This window comes from candidate division WOR-3 bacterium (assembly GCA_029858255.1).
GTDB lineage: Bacteria > Hydrothermota > Tepidihabitantia > SM23-42 > SM23-42 > SM23-42.
Genome location: JAOUFJ010000004.1, coordinates 105,994 through 130,324, shown reverse-complemented (window position 1 = coordinate 130,324; position 24,331 = coordinate 105,994). Strand labels below are relative to the sequence as shown.

The 24,331-nt window shown below is 49.0% G+C and carries 21 protein-coding genes, 1 tRNA gene and 2 rRNA genes; 13 read left to right on the top strand and 11 right to left on the bottom strand.

Translation table 11 applies throughout. The features are described from left to right. Positions 1–67: 67 nt before the first annotated feature. The 7 genes from queC to OEV79_03660 are packed head-to-tail and all read right to left on the bottom strand — an operon-like array spanning position 68 to position 4,961. A complete protein-coding gene (gene queC / locus OEV79_03690) occupies positions 68–685 on the bottom strand; it encodes a 7-cyano-7-deazaguanine synthase QueC (GenBank protein ID MDH4210526.1) in 618 nt (205 codons plus the stop codon). After that, positions 675–1,040, bottom strand: a complete 366-nt coding sequence (locus tag OEV79_03685) for a 6-carboxytetrahydropterin synthase (GenBank protein ID MDH4210525.1) — start codon at positions 1,038–1,040, stop codon at positions 675–677. The genes queC and OEV79_03685 overlap by 11 nt, the downstream gene beginning before the upstream one ends. A 10-nt stretch (positions 1,041–1,050) precedes the next feature. Continuing rightward, positions 1,051–1,590, bottom strand: a complete 540-nt coding sequence (locus tag OEV79_03680) for a DUF4416 family protein (protein MDH4210524.1) — start codon at positions 1,588–1,590, stop codon at positions 1,051–1,053. Then, entirely contained in the window at positions 1,577–2,242 is a 666-nt protein-coding gene (locus OEV79_03675) for a hypothetical protein (protein MDH4210523.1), read from the bottom strand. The genes OEV79_03680 and OEV79_03675 overlap by 14 nt, the downstream gene beginning before the upstream one ends. A 9-nt stretch (positions 2,243–2,251) precedes the next feature. Next, positions 2,252–3,118, bottom strand: coding sequence for an SMC-Scp complex subunit ScpB (gene scpB, locus OEV79_03670; protein ID MDH4210522.1), 867 nt, complete (start codon positions 3,116–3,118; stop codon positions 2,252–2,254). Further along, positions 3,111–4,283: a glycosyltransferase family 4 protein gene (locus tag OEV79_03665; GenBank protein ID MDH4210521.1), complete on the bottom strand. Its 1,173-nt coding sequence runs from the start codon at positions 4,281–4,283 to the stop codon at positions 3,111–3,113. The genes scpB and OEV79_03665 overlap by 8 nt, the downstream gene beginning before the upstream one ends. Positions 4,284–4,295: 12 nt before the next feature. Then, the gene (locus tag OEV79_03660) at positions 4,296–4,961 is read right to left on the bottom strand and encodes a glycosyltransferase family 2 protein (GenBank protein ID MDH4210520.1); all 666 of its coding nucleotides are present in this window, start codon (positions 4,959–4,961) and stop codon (positions 4,296–4,298) included. A 142-nt stretch (positions 4,962–5,103) separates the two neighbouring features. Here OEV79_03660 and OEV79_03655 point away from each other — a divergent pair. The 13 genes from OEV79_03655 to OEV79_03595 all read left to right on the top strand — a co-directional run bounded on the left by OEV79_03655 (position 5,104) and on the right by OEV79_03595 (position 17,722). After that, positions 5,104–5,179 (top strand) — tRNA-Glu (locus OEV79_03655). 79 nt (positions 5,180–5,258) lie between these two features. After that, positions 5,259–5,606, top strand: a complete 348-nt coding sequence (locus OEV79_03650) for a polymer-forming cytoskeletal protein (GenBank protein MDH4210519.1) — start codon at positions 5,259–5,261, stop codon at positions 5,604–5,606. Beyond that, positions 5,607–6,425, top strand: coding sequence for an MBL fold metallo-hydrolase (locus OEV79_03645; GenBank protein ID MDH4210518.1), 819 nt, complete (start codon positions 5,607–5,609; stop codon positions 6,423–6,425). A gap of 38 nt (positions 6,426–6,463) precedes the next feature. Continuing rightward, complete coding sequence (gene purQ / locus OEV79_03640; protein ID MDH4210517.1) at positions 6,464–7,231, top strand: phosphoribosylformylglycinamidine synthase I; 768 nt, start codon at positions 6,464–6,466, stop codon at positions 7,229–7,231. 169 nt (positions 7,232–7,400) lie between these two features. Continuing rightward, the gene (locus OEV79_03635; GenBank protein ID MDH4210516.1) at positions 7,401–7,718 is read left to right on the top strand and encodes a (2Fe-2S)-binding protein; all 318 of its coding nucleotides are present in this window, start codon (positions 7,401–7,403) and stop codon (positions 7,716–7,718) included. Continuing rightward, on the top strand, positions 7,708–8,811 hold the full coding sequence (locus OEV79_03630; protein MDH4210515.1) for an NAD(P)/FAD-dependent oxidoreductase: 1,104 nt from the start codon (positions 7,708–7,710) through the stop codon (positions 8,809–8,811). The genes OEV79_03635 and OEV79_03630 overlap by 11 nt, the downstream gene beginning before the upstream one ends. Before the next feature lie 371 nt (positions 8,812–9,182). Beyond that, positions 9,183–10,223 carry a recombinase RecA gene (recA, locus tag OEV79_03625; GenBank protein ID MDH4210514.1) on the top strand — a complete coding sequence of 347 codons (1,041 nt, stop codon included), beginning with the start codon at positions 9,183–9,185 and terminating at the stop codon, positions 10,221–10,223. Next, the gene (locus OEV79_03620) at positions 10,186–10,794 is read left to right on the top strand and encodes a RecX family transcriptional regulator (protein MDH4210513.1); all 609 of its coding nucleotides are present in this window, start codon (positions 10,186–10,188) and stop codon (positions 10,792–10,794) included. The genes recA and OEV79_03620 overlap by 38 nt, the downstream gene beginning before the upstream one ends. Beyond that, positions 10,784–13,336 carry an alanine--tRNA ligase gene (gene alaS / locus OEV79_03615; GenBank protein MDH4210512.1) on the top strand — a complete coding sequence of 851 codons (2,553 nt, stop codon included), beginning with the start codon at positions 10,784–10,786 and terminating at the stop codon, positions 13,334–13,336. The genes OEV79_03620 and alaS overlap by 11 nt, the downstream gene beginning before the upstream one ends. A 157-nt stretch (positions 13,337–13,493) precedes the next feature. Then, the gene (locus OEV79_03610; protein MDH4210511.1) at positions 13,494–14,000 is read left to right on the top strand and encodes a hypothetical protein; all 507 of its coding nucleotides are present in this window, start codon (positions 13,494–13,496) and stop codon (positions 13,998–14,000) included. After that, the gene (locus OEV79_03605; GenBank protein MDH4210510.1) at positions 13,997–14,767 is read left to right on the top strand and encodes a sulfide-dependent adenosine diphosphate thiazole synthase; all 771 of its coding nucleotides are present in this window, start codon (positions 13,997–13,999) and stop codon (positions 14,765–14,767) included. The genes OEV79_03610 and OEV79_03605 overlap by 4 nt, the downstream gene beginning before the upstream one ends. A 21-nt stretch (positions 14,768–14,788) precedes the next feature. Next, the gene (locus tag OEV79_03600) at positions 14,789–16,009 is read left to right on the top strand and encodes an MFS transporter (protein MDH4210509.1); all 1,221 of its coding nucleotides are present in this window, start codon (positions 14,789–14,791) and stop codon (positions 16,007–16,009) included. Positions 16,010–16,168: 159 nt separating this feature from the next. Further along, the gene (locus tag OEV79_03595) at positions 16,169–17,722 is read left to right on the top strand and encodes a bifunctional GNAT family N-acetyltransferase/carbon-nitrogen hydrolase family protein (GenBank protein ID MDH4210508.1); all 1,554 of its coding nucleotides are present in this window, start codon (positions 16,169–16,171) and stop codon (positions 17,720–17,722) included. 165 nt (positions 17,723–17,887) lie between these two features. On the opposite strand, the gene OEV79_03590 is transcribed toward OEV79_03595, so the two are convergent. The 4 genes from OEV79_03590 to OEV79_03575 form a co-directional block, all read right to left on the bottom strand. Then, a complete protein-coding gene (locus OEV79_03590) occupies positions 17,888–20,257 on the bottom strand; it encodes a hypothetical protein (GenBank protein MDH4210507.1) in 2,370 nt (789 codons plus the stop codon). Between the two features lie 10 nt (positions 20,258–20,267). Next, positions 20,268–20,810, bottom strand: a complete 543-nt coding sequence (locus OEV79_03585) for a T9SS type A sorting domain-containing protein (protein ID MDH4210506.1) — start codon at positions 20,808–20,810, stop codon at positions 20,268–20,270. A 217-nt stretch (positions 20,811–21,027) separates the two neighbouring features. Then, positions 21,028–21,144, bottom strand: a 5S ribosomal RNA gene (rrf, locus tag OEV79_03580). A gap of 35 nt (positions 21,145–21,179) precedes the next feature. Continuing rightward, positions 21,180–24,212 (bottom strand): 23S ribosomal RNA (locus OEV79_03575). Positions 24,213–24,331: the final 119 nt, after the last annotated feature.

Sequence of the window (24,331 nt, the reverse complement as noted above, 5' to 3'; positions counted from 1 at the left end):
TTGCCGCGTAGTCCCGCATCATATTCTACGTGTTATACTGAAGCGGGACGCCTCGCAATGACGACCGTCATTTTCTGGCTTCGATGAGTCTCTTACATGACGCGCACTTACCACACATCTTCTGCTCACCCAGGTAGCACGAATATAGATATTCAAGCGGGGCTCCATTGCGTAATCCTAACTCATAAATTTCCTTCTTCGTCAAGTCTGCTACATAGCTCTTCACAGTAACACGGCTTAAGGTGCTGTAGCGCAGTGATTGATTTATCGCATTCATAAAATCCGCCGAATTGTCTGGAAACTCGCACGCTTCTTCGCGATTGAACCCGGTTATTATAATTTCGGCACCGTAATATTCAGCATAACAGGCAGCGATATTGATAAATAGACCATTGCGGTTCGGCACCCATAAACTCTCCACTTTTTTTAGCTTTTTGATATCAGCGTTCTTTGAGCGTAACAGCATTAACCTGCTGAACTCCTCGAAGAATGGAAGCTCGACCGCTTTGTGCTTGATCTTCAGGAATCGGCATATTTTTTTCGCAGCGGCCATCTCCATACTCGCGGCACGCTGGCCGTAGTCGAAAGTCAGCGCGAACAGAGGAGAGGTTTTTCGCCTGGCGATCGACGCGCTGACCGTCGAATCCAGTCCACCAGAAAGCAGGATAATGCTCTTAGCCTTCATCGGAGGAATATGTCACTGAATAGTTCGGCCCTTCCCAGACCGTAACTGCCGTGACATTGTCGATTTTCTTCTTCATTCGACGGAAAATATATTCTGCGACATATTCTGCCGTCGCGTTGTGTTTATCGAAAAAGGGAATCAAGTTCAAATTCTTGTGATCCAATCCCGCCAATACCTCTTGGAGTTCATCATTGAGCATACGGAAATCAACACCCATCCCAAGCTTATCCAGTTTCCCAACCCCAACCCTTACCTGTATTTTGTATGTATGACCATGGATATCGGCGCAGTCACCAGGATAACCCTTCACTTGATGGGCAGCTGAAAAATATCCCTCAACTGACAATTCGAACATACTCGCTCCTTCATTCTTTTTCTTGAAACGCTGTCAACTTCTTTTTCAAGACCTCGCGGGCTTCGGCAAAAAAACCCAGCGCCGTCTCTTCACGGTAATCCGGGTAAGTCCAATCCAGTGGCATGAACTGCTTTTGTTTGTAGATCAATGTAACCTCTGCATATATTCCACTTCCAAGATAAATGCGATGAGAATAATTCTTCGTTGAGGCAAGAATCAGATTGCTTAAGGAAACGGCTCCCGGATCGATATTCACCATTCTCCCGCCATTTTGATTCAAGTACTTTATTTCTATTTCATTTGTCCTATGCTTGAACTCAACCAGCGCATCCGGTATCATCAGATCGCTGAATGCAACCCACTGTCTACTCAGGTTATCACCCATCTCATGACCGTAGTATTCTGTGTGCTTGAATGGTATGCAGGAGGACTTGAGTACTACATTGCCAAAGAGGTTCTCCAGTTCTCCACATATATCCACTTCGAATGCAGGAGCGATTATCAGCCCTGCGACAGGTAATGTTTTCTGGGGTTGTTTAATTTCGGCCATCGCAAACCCTTACACAGACACCACAAATATACTGACCGATGCCCCGAATTTTTGCGAACTCCTTAAGCTTATCCAGACAGGGTTTCAGATCGATCCCGGCCTCGGTTATGGCGGCGGCCGGACATGCGTCAATGCACTTCCGGCATTCCCCGCATGTCGTCGCGGCCTGCGCGTCCACATTGAATTCCATATCGGTCAGCACCGCAGCATACCTGACCTGCGCCCCGTAAGACGAATGGACAAGGAGCCCGCTCCGCCCGATGTGCCCAAGGCCGGCAGCCGCAGCCAGGGCCTTATGCGAGACATGTCCCTTCTGCTTTTCCCAGTCCACGGTCTGAGATGCCGGCAGAGCCAATGCACGCATCCCCTGATCTTCAATATACCTTGCCAGATGAAAAGCTGTTTGATCAAGAATCCAGTTAACAGTCTTGTAGTGATGCTTATAAATCAGTGTAGGACGGTCTTTTATTGTCTCGAGCACACTTGCCGAGAGGCGAAAGCCGAAAACCACGGCCCTGGGAAACGAATCCTCTATCTCAACCATCTCCAATTTGTCAGGCACTTCACAGAAGCCAATGATCTTTGTGCCAAGATTATCAAGGAATTCGATTATCAACTGTCTGTTATCCGGCACTGGAGAATTAAGGTTCACGACACGGTACTATGGCTGAAGATTTTCATCTCGACCTCCTTCGTCCTCACCCATATCCGTCTCTCCATTGTCTTCTGTAGAGCTTACGCTTTTGTCCTGCGACTCCGGCTCATCCTGCCTGCCGTCATCATCACCAAAATCTACGAATTCGTCTTCGATATCTTCTCCCGAGTCTTCTGCTCGATCATCCGCTTTCCCGTCTGGCGGTTCTTTGTCGCCTTCAAAATCCTGCGGCTCAGGCAACCGCAGGTCATCTCCCTCCTCAATCTTGTCAGGCTCAGTTTTTGGCATATCAGGATAACCACCCATGACCCGATCGCCGAAATCTTCTTCGTTGGGAAGCTCGTTTATGTCTTTGATCCCGAAGTAGCGCAGGAATTCCTTTGTTGTACCATACTTGATCGGACGACCCGGTGAAGGCAATCTTCCGCACGTCCTTATCAGGTTCTTCTGGATAAGTGTATCCAGGACAGAAGTAGAATCAACGCCCCTTATTTTTTCTATATCTGCCCTGATTATCGGTTGGTGATACGCAACGATTGCCAACGTCTCAAGCGCAGCCTTTGATAATCTTTCCTTCCGCTTGTGGAGAGCACCCACCCACTCGGCAAACTTGGGCAAGGTGTAGATCTGAAACCCACCGGCGATCTCTTTTATCTCAAATGCCCGCCCAGTTGCTCCATACTCATTGTTCAATTCCTCGATATATGCCCTCACTGTTGCTTCCGGAAGATTGACTATCTCGGCAATACTCCCCAGAGGCAGAGGCTCTGTCGTAGCAATCATCAGGGCTTCGACTATCTCCTTGGCGGTATTCTCACCCGGCCTGACATCATCCAATATGTTGTTCTCGTTCATTTCAATATTGTCATCCATTTTTGTCATGATATAACCTTATTAAGTCACCAACAATTCTATCCCAATTGAATTTTTCGTCAACGGTCTTGCGTGCCGCGCGGCCGAGCGTACTGCGCAACTTCTGGTCTTTGGCCATCCTCATGATAGCAGCCGCAAGTGCCGTGGGGTCTGCGGGAGGCACGAGAAATCCATTTTTTTGATCTACCACTATGTCGGTAATGCCTCCGACACTGGATGCGATGACCGGCTTGCCGCACGACATCGCTTCAAGCAAAACAACGCCCAACCCCTCAGTATCTCCTTTCTCGTCATATACTGCCGGGAGGACCAGAAAACTGCACGATGAATAATACTGATTGAGCGTGTCATCAGAAATTGTGCCCGTGAATCTTACGCGATCCCTTAGACCCAGATTAGCTACGAAATCCTCGAGCTGACCACGTTCCGGACCGCTGCCGATGATGACAAGATCATGTGACACGGATTTGTGAACCTGATGGAACGCTTCTATCAAGTACTTCACACCTTTTCTCGTCACCAGTCTTCCCACAAAAATGATCTCCTTCTTGTCGGATGATCGACCGTGGTGCCTCCCCATTGCTGCACTGAAAGGAATTATGTGAACCGGCATCTGAACAACTCCCTCCAGCTCGCAAGCGGTATGCGTAGATATTGCAGTGACCTTGTCCGACTTATTAATGAACATTGAGAATGGAGGTAGTAGAAATCGCATTTTCTTTTTGAGTAATCTGATTTCGACGCCGTAGAAAGAACTGAACAAACGTGCCCGGCAGTGCTGCTTACCTAAAATGCCAAATAGAATATGAGGAAAGGGCCAGTGGACGTGAACGATATCGAACTTCTCACTTTTTGTCAACCGGACGATCGACCAGGCGCCGAAAAAGAGGTAGAGAAAAGTCAGTATCACGTTAACAGGACCTCGTTTGATCCTATCGACAACAGTCTCTTCATGGGTCAGCCGCTCGAATCTTCTGAAACAGTAACGGAAACGATGCACTTTGACCCCGTCCAGCATATGTGTGCGCAGACCGCGGTACGATGAAGTAAAAACCGAAACGTCGACACCCTTTTCTTTGAGTTTCATGATCAATTCAACGAGCCATGGAGTGATGACGTCACCCCTGAACCGTGGATATGCGGTAGCAACGAAAAGGACTTTCATCTTATTAGAGAATCACTGCTTCACGAACTTCCATTTTAGTAGATTCCATATGGCCTGAATCCCATCTTTCGGACCGATCTTCTTGCCCCGTGTGCGTCCCTTGTATGTGATTGGCACTTCCCATATTTTCTCCTTTCTCTTCAGGATCTTACACGTAATCTCGGGTTCGATCTCGAATCTCGAAGAACTGAGGCCGAGGTTCCGCAAAAGTCCCGTCTGGACGAGTTTATAGCATGTTTCCATGTCGGTCAGGCGTGAACCGAAAAGCAGATTGGTGAGCAGGGTAAGCGTTCGGTTTGCATAATAGCTGGCCGTCAAGAACTCACCTTTACCCAGAAAACGCGAACCATAGACCACTTTCGTCTTCCCATCCCTCAGGGGTTTCAAAAGCCGGGTATAATCCAGTGGAGAATACTCCATATCAGCATCCTGTATTATCACGATGTCACCGGTTGTCGCTTTCAGGCCTGAACGTATTGCCGCGCCTTTACCCATGTTCCTATCGTGTAACAGCAATGTAATCCCGGGTTTTCCTTCTAGAAAATGCCTGGTCCCATCCGTTGAACAGTCATCGACGACAATGATTTCCTTTTCCACGGGCACGGCCCTCACTGCTGCAATAATATCCACTATGTGGTTACGTTCATTGTATACCGGAATGATAACTGAGAGCTTCACCTGCCAATTATATCAATATTATTATGGTTGTAAAGTCACCGAGCAGGCATTGGTACGGACGGGTAGGATCAAGAATGCCACCGTATACCACCAGGACCAATGCGGCGTTGACATTATCCACGAAATCAGTATAATTGCCTATGGCGCCATCGTCTAGTCCGGCCTAGGACGTCGCCCTCTCAAGGCGAAGATCACGGGTTCAAATCCCGTTGGCGCTATTTAGTGTAATTTTATACTTGACAGATTTTGACTTTTAAGTATAATAATTTTACGCTTGCGGTGGTTTAAGGAGGATCAATGAACAAAGAGGATAAGATAGACAGCGTTATCGGGAAGAGTACATCGATTCATGGTGATATAAAGGTAAATGGATCAATCAAGGTCGATGGCAAAATCGAGGGGAACATTAGCAGTAAAGAAAGTGCATTGATTGGTAGGGAATCTTCTGTAAAAGGCAATATAAACTGTCGTTCTGCCGTAATAGGCGGGAAAATTCAGGGTAATATTAATGCCCAGGAAGTCATAGAATTTCAGAGTGGCGCAGAGATGTACGGTGATGTAGTCTGCAAGGGGCTGATCGTTGAAAAAGGTGTCTTCTTCGAGGGAAATTGCCGTATGTCACAGGAAACAAAGGAAAAGCAATAAATGTTACTCAAGCTATATGGTACCCGTGGTTCGGTTCCGGTCTGTAACAAAGAAACCAGAAAACACGGCGGGAACACAACCTGCATCTTTGTCGAAGCCCGGTCTGGCGATATTATCATCGTTGATGCAGGAACCGGTATTCGTGAATTGGGTACGGAATTAGTTGCCCGTGGCAAACATAAACTGAACCTCATTTTCAGCCATTATCACTGGGATCACCTACAGGGCTTCCCATTTTTTACTCCAATCTTCCTGAAGAGCACAGAAATAACCATCTTTGGTCCACCCGACGAAGTTACGGCTGAAAAGGCTCTGTCCTATCAAATGACAATGCCGTTTTTCCCGACTGACCTGTCGAACTTGCCTTCAAAGGTTACTTTCAAAAACCTCAAGAAAACACTCACCATTGGCAGCGTCGAGATCGATACCATCGTCAATAATCATCCAAATCATACACGCGGGTTCAAATTCACCGAGGGTAACAAAAGTTTTGCTTTCATGACAGACAACGAAGTCCATGCGCAGGACGGAAAAACAAGTTATGATGAATTTGTCAGCTTCATAAGCGGCGTCGATCTTTTGATCCACGACGCTCAATACACTGATGAAATCTATAAGAAAAGGTTGGGATGGGGGCATTCGACATATAATCAGGTTGCAGCTCTCGCGCATGATGCCGGGGTGAAAGAACTGATGATCACTCACCATGACCATTCGAGCACTGATAAGTTCATCGAGAAAAACATCAAGGCAATAAGGAAAAAATACTCCAGACGCAAAATTGAAGCCGCTGCTGATGGAAAAACACGGCGGTTTTAGCAACGTAATTTGTCTTACAATATACCCCTACAGCAAAAATGAAACCTAAGGTCATGATAATACGCGCAGCCGGAACCAACTGTGACGTGGAAACACAATATGCATTTGAGCTGGCCGGCGCTCATGCCGAGAGGGTCTACATAGATGACATAAAAAATAAGAACCTTCTTGATTACCAGATCATCGCGCTGCCGGGGGGTTTTACTTACGGCGACGATATAGCAGCCGGAAAAATTCTTGCCAACGAGATAAAATATAGGTATCGCGATCAGTTCATGAAATTCATAGAAAAGGAGAATTTGATCATAGGTATCTGCAATGGATTCCAGGTTCTGGTGAAATGCGGCATATTGCCCGGTATCGAGGATTATTTCGAAGAGCAAAAAGTAAGTCTGGTTGCCAATGATTCAGAGCGGTTCGAAGATCGCTGGATATATCTCAAAGTAGAGGGCGAACGGTCGGTGTTCACCATGAATTCAAAGGATATCATCACGCTGCCTGTCGCTCATGCCGAAGGAAAATTCGTTGCCAAGGACGACACCGTGCTCGAAAAAGTCAAGGGGTTGACAGTCTTTACCTACGTGAATGAGCATGGCGAAGAAGCTCAATACCCGCAAAATCCGAACGGTTCCACTTGGGGCATCGCCGGCATTGCCGATAGTACCGGGCGGATTCTCGGTCTCATGCCGCATCCGGAACGACACGTATCCTACATACAGCACCCGAATCACCGGAAGCAGGGAGCAAACGGTGATGGCGACGGTCTTTTCATATTCAAAAATGCAGTCAAATACTTCAAATCCTAAATCCGAAGCACGAAACACTAATTCCGTAAATGTTCAAATCTCTGATTTGATGCTATTTACGAGAATCCCCGTTGGGGGACAAATACGAATTTCAAAATTCGAATATTCAAACTCCGGCCAGGTGATTTGGTCATTTGGATTTAGAATTTCTCGAATGCAGTGAGGGTACATGGATAATTACATAACCCGGCATCCGATTCTACAGTTTGAGCACGGGAAAAAGGTCAAATTCAGGTTCGAGGATGAAGAACTCGAGGGCTACGAGAACGAACCGATCGCCGCTGCACTTCATGCTGCGGGAGTGAGAGTTCTCTCCTATTCAGAGAAACACAAACGACCGCGCGGGTTCTTTTGCGCCGTCGGCAAATGCTCATCATGTCTAATGGAAGTCGACGGACGCCAGAACGTCATGGTCTGCATGGAACCGCTCCGTGCCGGGATGAAAGTACGCCGTCTAAAAGGAAGCACGGTAGCAGATGACAGATAACAGATATCAGACTGCAGATAAAAACACCGATGTTTGTGTGGTCGGCGGCGGTCCAGCCGGCCTGCAAGCAGCGATCGTCGCCAAGGAACTCGGCGGCAATGTAGTAATTGTCGATGACAATCCGATCTTGGGCGGGCAGCTGATCAAGCAAACTCACAAGTTCTTTGGCTCCAAATTGCACTATTGTGGGGTGCGCGGCATTGATATCGCTACGATCTTAAGCAACCGGGTAGAGGAATTGGGCATCGAAGTAATCAATGACGCTACTGTTGTCGGGTATTATGACAATGATACCCTCGGCATACTGAGACACGATAATTTGTTCTCGCTGAGAGCCGAACGCTATATTTTTGCGACCGGAGCAAGCGAGAACATGCTCGCTTTTGACAATGCCGATCTACCGGGCGTATACGGTGCCGGCGCCGTGCAAACGATGATGAATGTTTACGGCGTGATCCCGGGCAAGCGCGCCGTTGTTGTCGGCTCAGGCAACATAGGGTTGATCGTCCCGTACCAGTTAATCCAAGCAGGAGTTGAGGTCGCGGCCATTGTCGAGATAATGGATAAATTCGGTGGATATTATGTTCACGCCGCCAAAATAAAGAGGTCCGGCGTTCCTATCTATCTCAAACACACGGTCATCGAGGCAAAAGGCAAGGATCGTGTCGAGGCGGCTGTCATCTCCCAGGTCGGCGATGACTACACATGCCTTCTTGGAACCGAAAAAATAATTGAGTGCGACATGATACTCATCGCAATAGGTTTGTCACCGCTCTGCGACTTGTTGTATCATGCAGGCTGCCGGGTCGAATACGTGTCAGAACTCGGCGGCAATGTTCCTTATCACGATGCGAGCATGATGACTTCGAAGGCAAATATCTTTGTCTGCGGTGACCTTGCATGCATCGAAGAAGCCTCAACCGCCATGCTCGAAGGCAGAATCGCCGGCGCACGCGTATTTGAAAGTCTCAAGGGCAAAGACAAGCGTGCCGAAGTAATCGCCACCGAAGCGGCTAGAGAACTTGAAATAATCCGCAGGTCGCCCTTCGAAGAAAGAATTGTATACGGCAAGAAAACACTATCCACCCTCTAAAAAATCATTACCAGAGAAAAGGACAGCGTAGGGCAGGGCTTAAGCCCTGCAATAACATATCGCAAACCTAAGGGTTTACCCTACGGATCTTTCAGTGTGGACAATGAGTGACGGTGGTATAATTCTCACCTCACTTTTGTCAAAAAGCTACCTGTTCTGCCCTTGACTTAGCCCGTAATCTAATTATCATATTGAAAAGATGATTACAGAGATATAGAAATAGATTACGGCGATATGTTGCAACTATCTCTGGTATCTGTCCTTTTATCTCTGTCACGATGTTTGTCTAAATCTGCGATTGAGTAACAAACATCAGTGTCCCGCAGTCCCGAAGGGATTAGGGGAATCTATTTGCGCAGCAAAGGAGGAGTATGGCTAAAGAAGATAAAGAGAAAGTATTATCCTTAGCAATCAACCAGATCGAAAAACAGTTCGGTAAAGGATCAGTTATGAGACTCGGCGACAAAACAATGAGGGCAGATGTTGAAATCATTCCAACCGGCTCGCTGGGATTGGATTTTGCGTTGGGCATTGGTGGTCTGCCTAGGGGCAGGGTAGTGGAAATATACGGACCCGAGGCAAGCGGCAAAACAACCCTCGCCCTCGAAGCGATTGCACAAGCACAAAAACTCGGGGGTTATGCAATATTCATCGACGCTGAACACGCCCTTGACCCAACGTATGCCGAAGCACTGGGCATAAACCTCAACGAACTGTTGATTTCTCAACCTGATACAGGTGAACAGGCGCTGGAAATCGCCGAGATTCTGACGCGCTCTGGCGGGGTGGACATCGTAGTCATTGATTCGGTCGCCGCCCTGGTGCCAAAAGCAGAGATCGCCGGAGAAATGGGTGAGATGCAACTCGGTCTCATCGCGCGCCTCATGTCACAAGCTCTCAGGAAACTCACTGCCGTCATCAGCAAATCCAAAACCTGCGCGGTTTTCATAAATCAAATAAGGCATAAGATCGGCGTAATGTTCGGCTCACCGGAAACAACGCCGGGCGGGCTTGCTCTCAAATTCCATTCGTCGGTGCGTATTGACATAAGACGAATTGCTTCGATCAAGAAAGGTGATACGGTCATCGGGAATAGAACAAAAGTGAAAGTGGTCAAAAACAAACTGGCTCCGCCGTTCAGGCTGGCTGAATTCGATATCATTTACGGTGAGGGAATTTCAAAATTCGGCGAACTGGTCGATATCGGGGTCGAGCATAACATACTTCAAAAAGCAGGTACGTGGTATTCATTTGGCGAAGACAAGATCGGGCAGGGCAGGGATGCGGCGATCGAATTTCTGAAGACCAATCAGGACATCGCGCAGAAGGTCGACCAGAAGCTTCGCGAAATGATGTTCGGCAAACCGAAACGCAGTGAAGATAAGCAAGATCGAAACGCAAAAGAAAAATAAGAAACGCTCAACGATCTACCTAGATGGTAAATTCGCCTTTGGCCTCTCTAATGAACTCCTTATCAAGTTTGACCTGCACGAAGGGGATGAACTCGATAACGACCTCGTTCAGGATGTGCTCATGGCTAAAGAAAAGCAGCAAATCCGGAACCGTGCTTATCGGCTCCTGCATTACCGAAACCGGGCAATCAAAGAATTGAAGGATAGGCTTTTGAGAATCGGGTTCGATCCGGCTCTTGTCGAAGAAGTCATCGATGAAATGGTCGGGGAGAATACCCTCGATGACGAGAATTTCGCCGAAACCTTCATCGCCGATTATACAAAGATACGAACCAAGGGTAATATTTTTATCCGGCATGAATTGACCAGGAAGGGGGTCGCGGGCGAGGTTGTTGAAAAACTCTTACGAAAACGCGATGAGAAACGTATCGCAGCGGATTACATGATCAAAAAACTTTCACACCTGGATATCTCCAATCCTAAAGACCGCCAAAAAGTACTGCGCCGGCTGCTGATGCGTGGTTTCACTCCGGCGGTCGTTTACGAAGTAATAGACGACCATGAAAAGTAGCGAATTACGCAAGAGTTTCCTAAAATTCTTCAAAGATAGAGATCATGCCATTGTGACATCGATGTCCCTGATCCCAAGGGATGATCCAAGTCTGCTATTTACCAGTGCGGGTATGGTGCAATTTAAGCCTCTGTGGACCGGCGCTGTTGAACTGCCTTACCGCCGGGCCGCAAGCATTCAGAAATGCCTCAGAACCAGTGACCTCCAAAACGTCGGCAGAACGCGACGACATCTTACGTTTTTCGAAATGATGGGAAATTTTTCGTTCGGTGATTACTTCAAAGAGGAAGCCATAGTCTGGGCATGGGAATATCTTACTGAAGTACTCGCGATCGACAAATCCAGACTTTCCGTCTCGGTCTACAAAGATGATGACGAAGCCTATGATATGTGGTATAAGAAGATCGGGTTGAAAAAAGAACTGATCTTCCGTCTCGGTGATGAACATAACTTCTGGGGACCGGCCGGCAATTCGGGGCCGTGCGGACCGTGCTCGGAGATATTCTATGACATGGGGGAGAAGTTCTCGTGCGGCGAAAAGACCTGCGCACCAGGGTGCGACTGTGACCGCTATCCCGAGATCTGGAACCTGGTTTTTCCTCAATTCGACCAGACCGTCTCAGGAGAAAGATTGCTGCTCAAAAATCGCGGTGTTGATACGGGAATGGGTTTCGAGAGATTGGTATCGGTCCTACAGAAAAAAGAATCGAATTTCCATACCGACCTCTTTGCGCCAATCATCGATGAAATCTCCAAATATACGAAAATAAGATATGGCACAGACCCTGAAACCGATATTGCTATCAATGTCCTTGCTGACCACACACGCGCCCTCGTGTTTGCAATTGGAGATGGAATAATTCCTTCAAATGAAGAAAGGGGTTACGTGTTACGTAGGTTGCTGCGGCGGGCAGTGCGGCTCTCCAGAAACTTGGGCGTGGAGGAGGCTTTTCTGTACAAGCTTGTGCCGAGGACGATCATGGAATATCAAGTGGTATATCCGGAACTGACCGAACGCCGGGAAGAAATCACCCTGGTGATCAAATCCGAGGAGGAACGATTTCTATCCACACTGGAAAAAGGACTTATACAACTCGAAGAGATCTTCAAGATTAAGAAAGCAGTAACCGGCAAGGACGCTTTCCGTTTGTACGACACCTATGGTTTCCCCGTGGAGTTGACGACGGAGATCGCGCGGGAAAGAAATATTGCTGTCGATGAGAAGGGCTTCATGAAAATGCTCCAGGGGGCCAGGGAAATGTCAAAGGCAAAAGCGAAATTCATACCCAAGGGTGAATGGAAGGTATTAAAAGAGGGTGTTGGCTCATTCGTTGGCTATGATAAAAATGACGTAGAGACAAGTATATTAAGATACAACGAATATGATCACACAATAGAACTCGTCCTGGAAGAGTCGCCTTTTTATGGAGAAGCAGGTGGTCAGGTTGGCGAGCATGGTATGATCAAAGGCAAGGATTTCACGCTTGATGTTCTTGATACATACTGGTATCAAGGCATGATAGTATGCCACTGCAATATCAGCTCTGGTAAGTTCATCCCTGGATCCGTGCACGCTGCAGTTGACATGGACAAACGCAAGGAGAGTGCCAGGGCTCATACCGCAACGCACCTTCTGCATGCAGCGCTGCGCAAGACGCTGGGCGAACATGCTCGCCAGGAAGGTTCGTTTGTCGAACCGGGCAGGTTCCGCTTCGACTTTACACACTTCAAGCCTTTGAGCGAGGATGAAATTACGGCTATTGAAAACATCGTCAACGAAAAAGTGATGTCCGCGCTCCCGGTGGAAAAATTCTCCACGACACTGGATGAGGCGAAGAAGATGGGCGCCATGGCCATTTTCGGCGAGAAATATGGGGACAGGGTCAGGGTAGTAAAAATCGGTGATTTCTCCACAGAACTTTGCGGCGGTATACATCTTGATAACACGGGCGAAATTGGTCTATTCAAGATCATCGCCCAGGAGTCTGCTGCTGCCGGAATAAGGCGGATAGAAGCAATCGTTGGTATGCAGCTGTTCTATGAGGTCAGGGAGAAATATGCCCAGATCCACGAACTGGCACAGATCTTTGGTTCGGAGAAGGACCTGATTGACAGGGTAAATGATTTTCAGCAAAGATTGCGCGAACTTGAAAAAATAAATCAGGAAAATCTCGCGCGCCTTGCGAAGATGGAGGCAGAAGACCTTCTCCAGAATATGAAAAAATCAGGAACCCGGGTCTTTAGCATTAGACTCGACAAATATCCTGCAGAGATCATGCGCGCGGCTGCGGATCAGATCCGCGGGCAATCACCAGATTCCGTGGGCATAATCTACCAGGAAGTGGGAGGCAAGATCAACTACCTGATATGCGCCGGGGAGGAGATGATCAAAACGCACCCGGCGAACAAGTTGATCAAAGATATTTCAAAAATCCTTGGTGGTGGTGGTGGTGGAAAACCACATCTTGCCGAAGGCGGCGGCGGTGATCCAGAGAAGATAAAAGAAACCATCGCGTTTCTCGAAAAAAGCATAAACAAATAGAAACCGACGCAGCATAGAAAGTCGTCATCCGAGCCGTCATTTCTTGGTGGCGCTTAGCAAAGCCATTACATAACATCTCTTCACCGGATGAATCCTTGCTTTGAAATACTTGAAATGACTATCATTTTGTGTAGAATCTCCTAAAAGGAGGATGTGAATGAAGAAACTAACTATTCTGATACTACTCTTTTTACTCGTCGGTGTGAGCCATGCAGCGATCCGCAGAAGTCTGAAAAGACCGCTGATCGAAATTGGCCCCAAGGCGAGCTTGTACATCGGCAGCGTGCGTGGTGGTTTTGGCGCTGAATTCATTGTCAACCCCCTCAGAAATTTCGGACTCCGCATGGACCTGGCTGAATTGAGTTTCGGCGACGGTGGAACTGAATTCTTTTTTAACCTGCGCTCATTGTCGCTTGACGGTATGCTATACATGCCCGTGTCCGGGATAAGACCCTACGCTTTTGTCGGTTTCGGGCTCGGTGCAGACGGCCACACTGATTTGGCTTTCCGCGGCGGACTCGGATTCGATTATTCGGTCACTCGGAGCACCGATCTGTTCATGGAACCCAGCATGATGATTTTTTACAACAGCACTCGTGATGACGACCATACCGACGTTTGGTTCCGTTTCTCAATGGGAGGAAGATTCGGAATCCTGAGATGATCGAAGAAACAATAATTTCAAGAGCAATCGTTGAATCGTATTTAAACGAACTGCTCGATTCTATTGAAAGCGATGTCATAATCGGCGGCGCCGGACCATCAGGCTTGTGCGCCGGATATTATCTGGCAAAAAAGGGCTATCGGGTCATCATTTTCGAACGTGCGCTCAAGCTCGGCGGTGGCATGCCCGGCGGCGGCATCATGTTCAACCGTATCGTCGTGCAGGCGGAAGCACGGGACATTCTCGACGAATTCAATATCCAAAATCACGAATATCAACCCGGATATTTTGTCGCCAATTCGCTTGAAGCGACAGCTGCCCTGACCGACAAAGCGCTCAAGGCAGGAGCAAGAATATTCAACCTGATGACGATCGAAGATGTGATCGCACGCGAGGATAGTGTGTCTGGCGTCGTTATCAACTGGTCGAGTGTCGAAATGGCTAAACTTCACATCGACCCTATCTCTTTCAAGTCAAAGGTCGTTGTCGATGCAACGGGGCACCCGTCCGAGATTGTTCGTATCGTCGAGAAAAAGAGTGGTGGCAGGCTGCTGACACCATCGGGTAAAGTTGAAGGAGAGAAGTCGATGCACGCGGAGGTCGCCGAACAATTCACCGTGGACAACACGAAGGAAGCATTCCCAAATCTTTATGTATGCGGCATGGCATCGAATGCCGTGTTTGGAGGACCGAGAATGGGACCGATTTTTGGCGGCATGCTCCTCTCAGGAAGGAAGGTTGCCGAACTTATCATGAAGAAGATCTAAGCCGCGGGTCCCAGCACTACCTTGATCAACCCTGCACTAATCCCACAGAAATCTAAGCGCGCAATCAAGTATTACATAAGCAATCTGCGTTTGTTCTCGCGCAACGCACGTCTGTTCCTTATTGGCACCTTCTTCTGGGGTATGGGTTTTTCTGGATTCATGCTCCTTTTTAATCTATACCTTAAAGAGCTGGGCTTTGCCGAGGGCAGCATTGGCAATATCATTTCCGCAACGACAATCGGCACGGCGCTCATGGCTATTCCTGCTTCGCTCTTGCTGCGCCGGTTTGCGATCAAACCGATCCTTCTTATCTCCACACCGATCGCGGTTTTTTCATACCTGATGCAGATCACAGCGTCTCAATATGCAATGATACTCGCCAGCGGGTTTGCCGCGGGCATGGCAGCGGTATTCTCAAACGTCGCTGCAGCACCTTTTTTCATGCGCAACAGCACACCCAGGGAAAGGCCGTACCTTTTCAGCATGCAGTTTGCACTCATGCTTTTTGCCGGCATACTCGGGAACATACTGGCTGGTGCTCTGCCCGGCATGATCCAGAAAGCAGGAATGGTTCCTTATCTGCCGTATCGCTTCACGCTATTGATTTTCAGCGGTCTGGTGCTTGCGGCGATGATACCCATTACATTGATCAAACAGAAGCCACCCCGCCGGCCAGAACGTATGAAGATTCACTCCAGCCGCACCATCGCAAAACTCTTTCTGCCCAATCTGATCGTTGGCATAGGCGCGGGGCTGAGCATACCGTTCCTTAACTTGTATTTCAAGGATTCTTTCAACACACCGGAATACATGATCGGGATCTTCTACAGCATGCAGCAATTTCTTATGATCACGGGCTTGCTGATCGCACCCCTTGCCGCCGAGCGCATCGGCAAGATCAAAACCGTAGTCATTTCGCAGCTCATCTCCATCCCTTTCTTGGTTGTTCTCGGCACTACCAAGCTTCTGGCATTTGCCGTCCTGGCCTTCTTGATCCGCGCTGCCTTCATGAACATGGCGCAACCCCTGTATACCAACTTCGCCATGGAAAAAGTACATCACGAAGACCAGCCACTGACAAATGCGCTTCTCACGATAGCCTTCACTGCAGGATGGGGAATAAGCGCGAACTTTGGCGGATATTTGATCGAACATTTCGGCTATGCTATGCCGTTCATCACAACAAGCATATTTTATCTCATTTCTACCGGTATTACATATGGTTTTTTCGGAAAACATTAAGGGGACAGGCTACTTTTTTACCATTGTCTGAATTTCTGCCATGCTCCACAATTGGGTATTATCGAATCATTCCTGAATCAACCGTGATATGTTGAAAAAGTAGCCTGTCCCCTCATACAAGCTTGACTAAAGATGATTCACCAGTATAATTTCGCAAGTATGAAAGACGTCGATGTTCGGCAATTCGAGAAGCGCATAAAACTGCGCGTGCTTAAACCGGAAGACTACGAAGCAATAGTGGCACTTCAGAGGGAATGCTTCCCGGACATGAAAACCTGGACCAGGGAGCAATTTGACAGCCTAATCAAGGTGTTTCCTGAGGGACAGTTGTGCATCACGCTCAATAGAAAAATCATAGCCTCCTCATCAAGTCTGATCGTAGATCTCGACGAATATCACGAAACGCACACCTGGCGCGACATCAGCGGGCAGGGGTATGCCACGAACCACGATCCGCACGGCGACACGCTCTACGGAATAGAGATCATGGTGGCGCCCAAATTCAGGGGCTACAAACTGAGTCGGCGGCTGTACAACGAGCGCAAGAAGTTCGCAAGAAAGTTGAATCTACGTAGAATAGTGCTCGGCGGCCGTATTCCTGCTTTTCACAAATACGCGGACAAAATGTCGGCAAGAAAATATGTTGAGAAAGTACTGGAAAGAGTGATATACGACCCAGTTCTTACTGCTCAAATCGCCAACGGGTTTGTCCTGAAACGACTCATCCCGGAATACTTGCCCGGTGATAAAGAATCAAAAGGTTTTGCGACGCTTCTTGAATGGACGAACCTCGACTATATCCCCGGCCCGGAGAGTGCTTTGACGCCTCTATACGTGAGGGTTTGCGCAGTACAGTACATGATGCGTATGATCAAAAATTTCGACGATTTCGCTGAACACAGTACGTATTTTGTCGATGTTGCCTCTGACTACAAGTGTGATTTCATAATGTTCCCGGAGATGTTCACCACACAACTCTTGTCTTTTTTCCAGATCAAACGGCCCGCCAAAGCCATGCGCGCGCTTTCCGAATTCACGCCGCGCTACCTGGACCTTTTCACGAAACTTGCGATTAAGCATAATATCAACATAATAGGCGGTTCTCACTTCGCGATCGAGGATGATGGTCTGTATAACATTTCATTCCTGTTCCGCAGGGATGGAACGATCGGCAAGCAATATAAGATCCACATCACCCCGAGTGAACGCAGGTGGTGGGGCGTAAAACCGGGAAGCAGGGTTGAAGTCTTCGATACCGACAAGGGAAAGATCGCTATTCTCGTTTGCTACGATATTGAATTCCCCGAACTCGCCCGTATTGCTGTTCGCAAAGGCGCAAACATGATTTTCGTTCCTTTCAATACTGATGAGCGAAGAGCCTACATGCGCATACGATACTGCTCTCACGCCCGCTGTATCGAGAATGGGATATATGTAATAATCGCTGGCTGCGTCGGCAACCTGCCGAGTGTTAAGAACCTAGACATTCATTATGCACAGTCGGCTATTCTTACGCCGAGTGATATACCGTTTCAGCGTGACGGTGTTGCAGCCGAATGCGCCCCGAATATCGAAACGATGATCTTTCAGGATCTTGACCTTAGGCTGCTTAAGACACATCGATCAGACGGCAGTGTTCTGACCTGGCTCGACCGCCGCTCTGACCTGTACAAGATCAGTTACAAAGAAGAAGAAAAAGACGAAACCTTCTAAAGATAAAATCCTAAGCACTAAATCCTAAACTCTAAACAATCTCGAATTTCCAAATCCAAAATATCAAACGCGGTTTTGGTAATTAATATTTCGTGCTTTGAATTTGTCCCGCTTCGCGAGGATTTTCGGTATTCGGATTTCGGATTTGCGGAAGCAGACTCTCATTTATCTGTTTTCTACTAGCATCCTCCGCATTTCTTCATATCTCTGCTGGCTCGAAGCAAGGCGGAATTTGAACTCTGCGGCCCTACCCATCCGCTCAAGCTGCTCCCTGGTCGAACACAGGAAATCATCGTCAAGGGACCGACCAGCCAGTTCTCCATCCTTGGCCTGCTCCACCGGCATGATGATCTTCGTGATCTCGGCCGACGGGTCTTTGCGCTCACCCGTGACTACCCAATGCACCTCAGTCCCAGGCTTGCCGCCGATGACAAAACGGTTGTTCCGGACGTTCTCCGCAATAAAGACTTCGTAGGTTCCCACGCCGGTCAACTGAATCTGTGAATTCTTGTTGAGTGCGTCATAATAATCAGGCAACTGAATCTCGGCGCGCCCACCGACACCAATTGTCGCAACACCCCGGTAAATGAGCACCATTTCCGGCGATTCAACAAAGTAGTGGTTGAGGATCTTGTTCATGGGGTCAAGGGGATGGTCGATCGTGAACGTTCCGGATGCTTTAGAAAGCACACCGACCCTTGTCTGATTCGATGCCGTGGCTGTCTGGCCGTTGAGAGCGACAGAGTTGCTGTAACCATAGGGTACCACTGAGTGGTAACCTACAGTGTAGCTGTAAAATGCCCCCGAAGTATCCGCGTATCCTCCGGCCACGGTCGCGTAGTCAACGCTGGCGCTATTCCGATAACCGCCACAAACGATTGATGCACCGCCGATCGCTCTATTATCATATCCGCCTGACACAGTTGCATATAAACCATTGACGTAGTTATCACGTCCGCCACCAGCAGTTGCATATTGTGCATAACAAAAATTCGCATGGCCGCCAGCCACGGTCGTATAACTACCCGCAGCATTGTTGTTATTGCCGCCGCCAACAGTCGCGTAATCGGCATCGGCTTCGTTGTAGTGACCACCGGCTACGGTTGAGTAGTCGAAGCCAGCGGAATTACCCGTTCCACCGCCGACCGTAGCATAATCGCCACCAGCCGAGTTGTAGGAACCCCCGCCAACAGTAGCATGACTCTCACTGCTGCCACCGGCAGAGTTGTTGCGGCCACCACCAACAAATGAATATTTTCGTGCAAGATTGTTGTATCCGCCACAGATCGCTGCCGCGGTATCACTCACTACAACACCAGCGAGATTGCTGTAGCCAGAGAGAACTCCAGAATACACGGCAAGAGCCGAATCTATGTTGCCCCCGCCAACTGTAGCATACCCCGCCGTGGCGCCGTTATTAATACCACCGCTTACAGTTGCACTAATACCCGTGCCGCCATTGTACCGGCCCCCGGCTACGGTCGAGTAATTGCCGCTTGCGGTGTTATCATACCCCCCACCTACTGCTGCATAAATACCGCTCGCAGTGCTGCTATAACCCCCGGCCACGGTCGCGTAAGTGCCACTCACCACGTTATCCCGTCCACCGCTTGCTGTAGTGTACCGATCTATTGCCGTGTTATACCGACCGCCGCAAACAACGGCACCGGTATCAGTCACCGCATCGCCGGCCGTGTTGCTGTAACCTCCAAGAACTGCACCATATGTTGCGTTGACCGTATTCACCCAACCGCCGCAAATCGCGCCGCGCACGTCAAGTTTGACCAAAGGGCTTCCAGTGCCGATCCCGACATTACCTGACACGCCGGAATACATGTTGTTGCCTGCAATGACCCAGTCATTATCAGCACCGCCGGCCGTGTCATTCGCCGGCGCCCACTGTGTGCCATTCCATTTTAGGATCTGGCCAATTGTCGGCGCCGTGCTCGATACGGGGCGGGTCTGGATCCTTATTACCGTGGGGTTTGGATAGGTGCCGGAAAGATCATTGCCCGCATTTTCGCCATTATTGATATACCGCGCATCAAGCGCAGCAAGGGTCTGGCCACCGATCCGTGCCGAGCCATCAGCACTGTCGGCAAGGGTCGCGACGTATGACCAGGGAACACTTGTGATCTCGGTCCGCGGACTCAACACCTGACCCCGTACCGCGAGCTCCAACCAGCGCACATCACCAGCCTCAAAGACGCTCATCGGCACACTCGCAAGAACGCGGTGAAAGACACCATTCTCTACATCAATCAGCTGATTGCCACTTGACCACAACTCGCTGCCGCCAACCGAAGCCGTGAATATCTTGAAGACCATGGTCGCCGTGTCATCGATAGCATTGCCGTTGTCATCGGTCAAAAAACCTTGATAGTTCAAACGCAAGGGCACGGCAAAAACCTCGGGATCTATCCGGCTCGTCTCGACCTTTACCGCCTCATCCGAAGAGCGCTCAACCACCCGCGCGTCATCAGCAAACACACAAAACCCAACCAACAAGAGAAACACCAGACAAATACTCTTCATCATCTCCTCCCTAATGAACTACTACCATCTTTTTAATCTTCGTGTAGTCTACGGTCTTTAACCGGTAAAAATAGACCCCGGCCGGTAAACGGTCTATCTGAAAATTCCAGGCAACCTTGTACATACCGGGCGACTGCGTCCCGTCCACCAGCGACGTCACGCGCTGGCCCAGCGTGTTATAAACCTCAAGTCTTACCCTGCCCTCACGCGCGATCGAATACTGAATGACCGTATGATCACAGGCCGGATTCGGGTCATTTGAATAAAGGAAATTCACGTAAGCGCTCGGTCCGAGATTTTCATAGTGCTCATCGATCCCCGGGCCGCCGACAAATGGATGCCAGAAACCAATGACCGCCTGAAACCCGCTGCTCGTAAGCCACGGACTGCTCGCCGTGAACTGGGACAGCGTGCCCTCAGCAACAAACCCGGTAGACACCACCGTTGTGCCACCGCTCGATAAAATATCGGATTTGAGCTGAAAGGGATAGGCTTCATGCGTAGTAATACACAACACGAGTACAATGGCAAGACATGTCGCCGTCTTGGCCATAACCACCTCCTGAATAAATTACGGCGTGTTTTTCAACTACAAATTTTCACAAATATCTTTCTGAACAACTACTCAATCATCGTGCTGAATTATACAGAAGCGTAATAGCGTGTCAAGTTGCATGTATCTACGTAACAATATCATTTCACAAAAAAACATCATTGTAATCAATCTTTTTTATCTCATCATCGATTGCCTCGAAGAGGCAAAAAAAAAGACCCGGCAGCGACCTACTCTTCCATGCCGTTACCAGCATAGTACCATCGGCCCTGATGGGCTTAACTTCTCTGTTCGGAATGGGTAGAGGTGTTTCCCCATCGGTAATGCCACCGGGAATCTTCTTAAAATCTTAATTAAATTGGCGGAAGGAAGTCCAAGTCACACGACTTATTAGTACCACTCGGCTCAATACATTGCTGTACTTACACCTGTGGCCTATCAAACCTGTCATCTTCAGGTAGTCTTTAGGTCATTTCCACCGAAGTGGATACGAACGGGAGACCTTATCTTGAGGGGGGCTTCCCACTTAGATGCTTTCAGCGGTTATCCCTTCCGGACATAGCTACCGAGCGCTGCTGCTGGCGCAACAACTCGTAAACCAGAGGTCCGTCCATCCTGGTCCTCTCGTACTAAGGACAGCTCCTCTCAAGTCTCCTACGCCCGTGATGGATAGAGTCCGAACTGTCTCACGACGTTCTGAACCCAGCTCACGTACCGCTTTAATGGGCGAACAGACCAACCCTTGGGACCTTGTCCAGCCCCAGGATGCGATGAGCCGACATCGAGGTGCCAAACCGGGCCGTCGATATGAACTCTCGAGCCCGATCAGCCTGTTATCCCCGGAGTACCTTTTATCCGCTGAGCGATGGCCTTTCCACACAGATCCACCGGATCACTAGGCCCGCGTTTCCGCTCTGTTCGGCCTGTCGGCCTCACAGTCAGGCTCCCTTATGTCCTTACGCTCAATGCCCGATTACCGACCGGGCTGAGGGAACCTTTGGGCGCCTCCGTTACATTTTAGGAGGCGACCGCCCCAGTCAAACTGCCCACCTGCCACTGTCCCGCGCCCTGATTCAAGGGACGGGGTTAGAACTCTCGACAAAACAAGGGTGGTATTTCACTGGTGGCTCCATCCCAGCTGACGCCGGGACTTCAAAGCCTCCCACCTATGCTACACATGTTCAGCAAAAATCCAATAGCAAGCTACAGTAAAGGTTCACGGGGTCTTTTTGTCCTATCACGGGTAGGCGGCATCTTCACCGCCACTACAATTTCGCCGGGCTCCTCGTTGAGACAGCGCTCTAGTCGTTACACCATTCGTGCAGGACGGAACTTACCCGCCAAGGAATTTCGCTACCTTAGGACCGTTAGAGTTACGGCCGCCGTTTACCAGGGCTTCGGTCGAAAGCTACCTTCCGGCCTAAACCGAAGTCTATGCCGGAATTGACCTCCTTCCATAACCTTCTGGCACCGGGCAGGTGTCAGTCCCTATACATGGCCTTTCGGCTTAGCAGAGACCTGTGTTTTTGTTAAACAGTCGCTAGAGCCCTTTCACTGCGTCCCGCTGTTCATCACAGCGGGAACCCCTTCTACCGAGGGTACGGGGTTAGATTGCCGAGTTCCTTAACGAGGATTCACCCGAGCACCTTAGGATATTCACCTCGCCCACGTGTGTCCGTTTCCGGTACGGTCACCTTAGTTTCTGACATAGAGGCTTTTCTCGGCTGACTCTCGAGGTGGGTTTATGACCTTTTGGGTCTCCCCATCGCACACCAAGGTTAAGAGATACTGGATTTGCCTGGCATCTCCCTTGATGCGCTTAGATCCTGTATTCCAACACAGGACCCACCTTTACTGTCAGCGTCCCCCCATAGTTCATAACGAAACTAAGACGGTAGCCGAATATTAACGGCTTTCCCATCGCCTACGCCTTTCGGCCTCAGCTAAGGCACCGACTAACCCTGGGCGGATTAACCTTCCCCAGGAAGCCTTGGGCTTACGGTGTCCCGGTTTTTCACCGAGATTATCGCTACTCATTCCGGCATAATCACTTCCAGTTCGTCGATCACAACTCACGTCGCAACTTCAACCTACAATGGAACGCTCCCCTACCCCCTCCGTCAAAGACGGAGAGTCGCAGCTTCGGTGATTGATTTGAGCCCCGATATATTTTAGGCGCAAAGCGACTCGGCTGGTGAGCTGTTACGCACTCTTTGAATGATGGCTGCCTCTAAGCCAACATCCCAGTTGTTTAAGTCACCTCACATCCTTTCCCACTTAATCAATTCTTGGGGACCTTAGCTGACGATCTGGGTTATTCCCCTTTTGGCAATGGAGCTTATCCCCCACTGCCTAATTCCTGGACTTTTGAAGTAGTAGCATTTGGAGTTTGGTTAGATTTGAACCCCGAAGGGTCCTCCTCTATTCAGTGCTCTACCACTACTACTGAACGTCCAAGACTGCCCCTAGAGACATTTCGGGGAGAACCAGCTATTACCCGGTTTGGTTAGCCTTTCACTCCTACCCACAGTTCATCCGAGGATATTTCAACATCCACCGGTTCGGACCTTCATTTCGTGTCACCGAAATTTCATCCTGACCATGGGTAGCTCACCGGGTTTCGGGTAATATCCCAACCTACTAAGTCGCCCTATTCAGACTCGGTTTCCCTACGCTTGCTTCCGCTACTTTCGTAGAAGAATTAGGCTTGCAGGTCAGGGTAACTCGCCGGATCATTATGCAAAAAGCACGCAGTCATATCGATGGCCTCTCGGAATTGCTTCCAAGAGATCAATATTCCTGCTGATTGTAGACGCACAGTTTCAGGTTCTATTTCACTCCCCGCCAGGGGTTCTTTTCACCTTTCCCTCACGGTACTTGTTCGCTATCGGTCATCTGGGAGTATTTAGCCTTACCCAGTGGTTTGGGCAGATTCCCACGAAGTAACTACTTCGCAGTACTTGGGATTTCAGTCAATGAAGATCTTAGAGTTTCATCTACTGGACTATCACCATCTATGGTATTCCTTTCCAGGAAATTTCGATTACCCCAAGATTTTGTAACTTCACAACCCGCAGAGCAATTTGGATTCGACTGAACCCCGCTACACCGCCTGCACAAGGCTTGCTCGCTTGAACATGCAGATCGGTTTAGGCTGTTCCGATTTCGCTCGCCGCTACTTTCGGAATATATTTTCCTCAAGGTACTGAGATGTTTCACTTCCCTTGGTTAGCTTTCCGTCTCGCGACGGAATATCCTGAATTTCTTCAGGATGGGTTTCCCCATTCGGGAATCGCCGGATCAAAGGTTGTTCGCACCTATCCGACGCTTTGCGCAGCCTACCACGCCCTTCATCGCCTCCAGAAGCCAAGGCATCCACCATGCGCCCTTATTAACTTGGACCCGTTACCTTCCGCCAAATAAGTTTTCAAAGATCAAAAGCAGTTAGTTTCTATGCTTTATATTATAAGCATTTTCGCCCTCTTGTCAAGAGACGAAATACCTACAGCCTATTATTATAT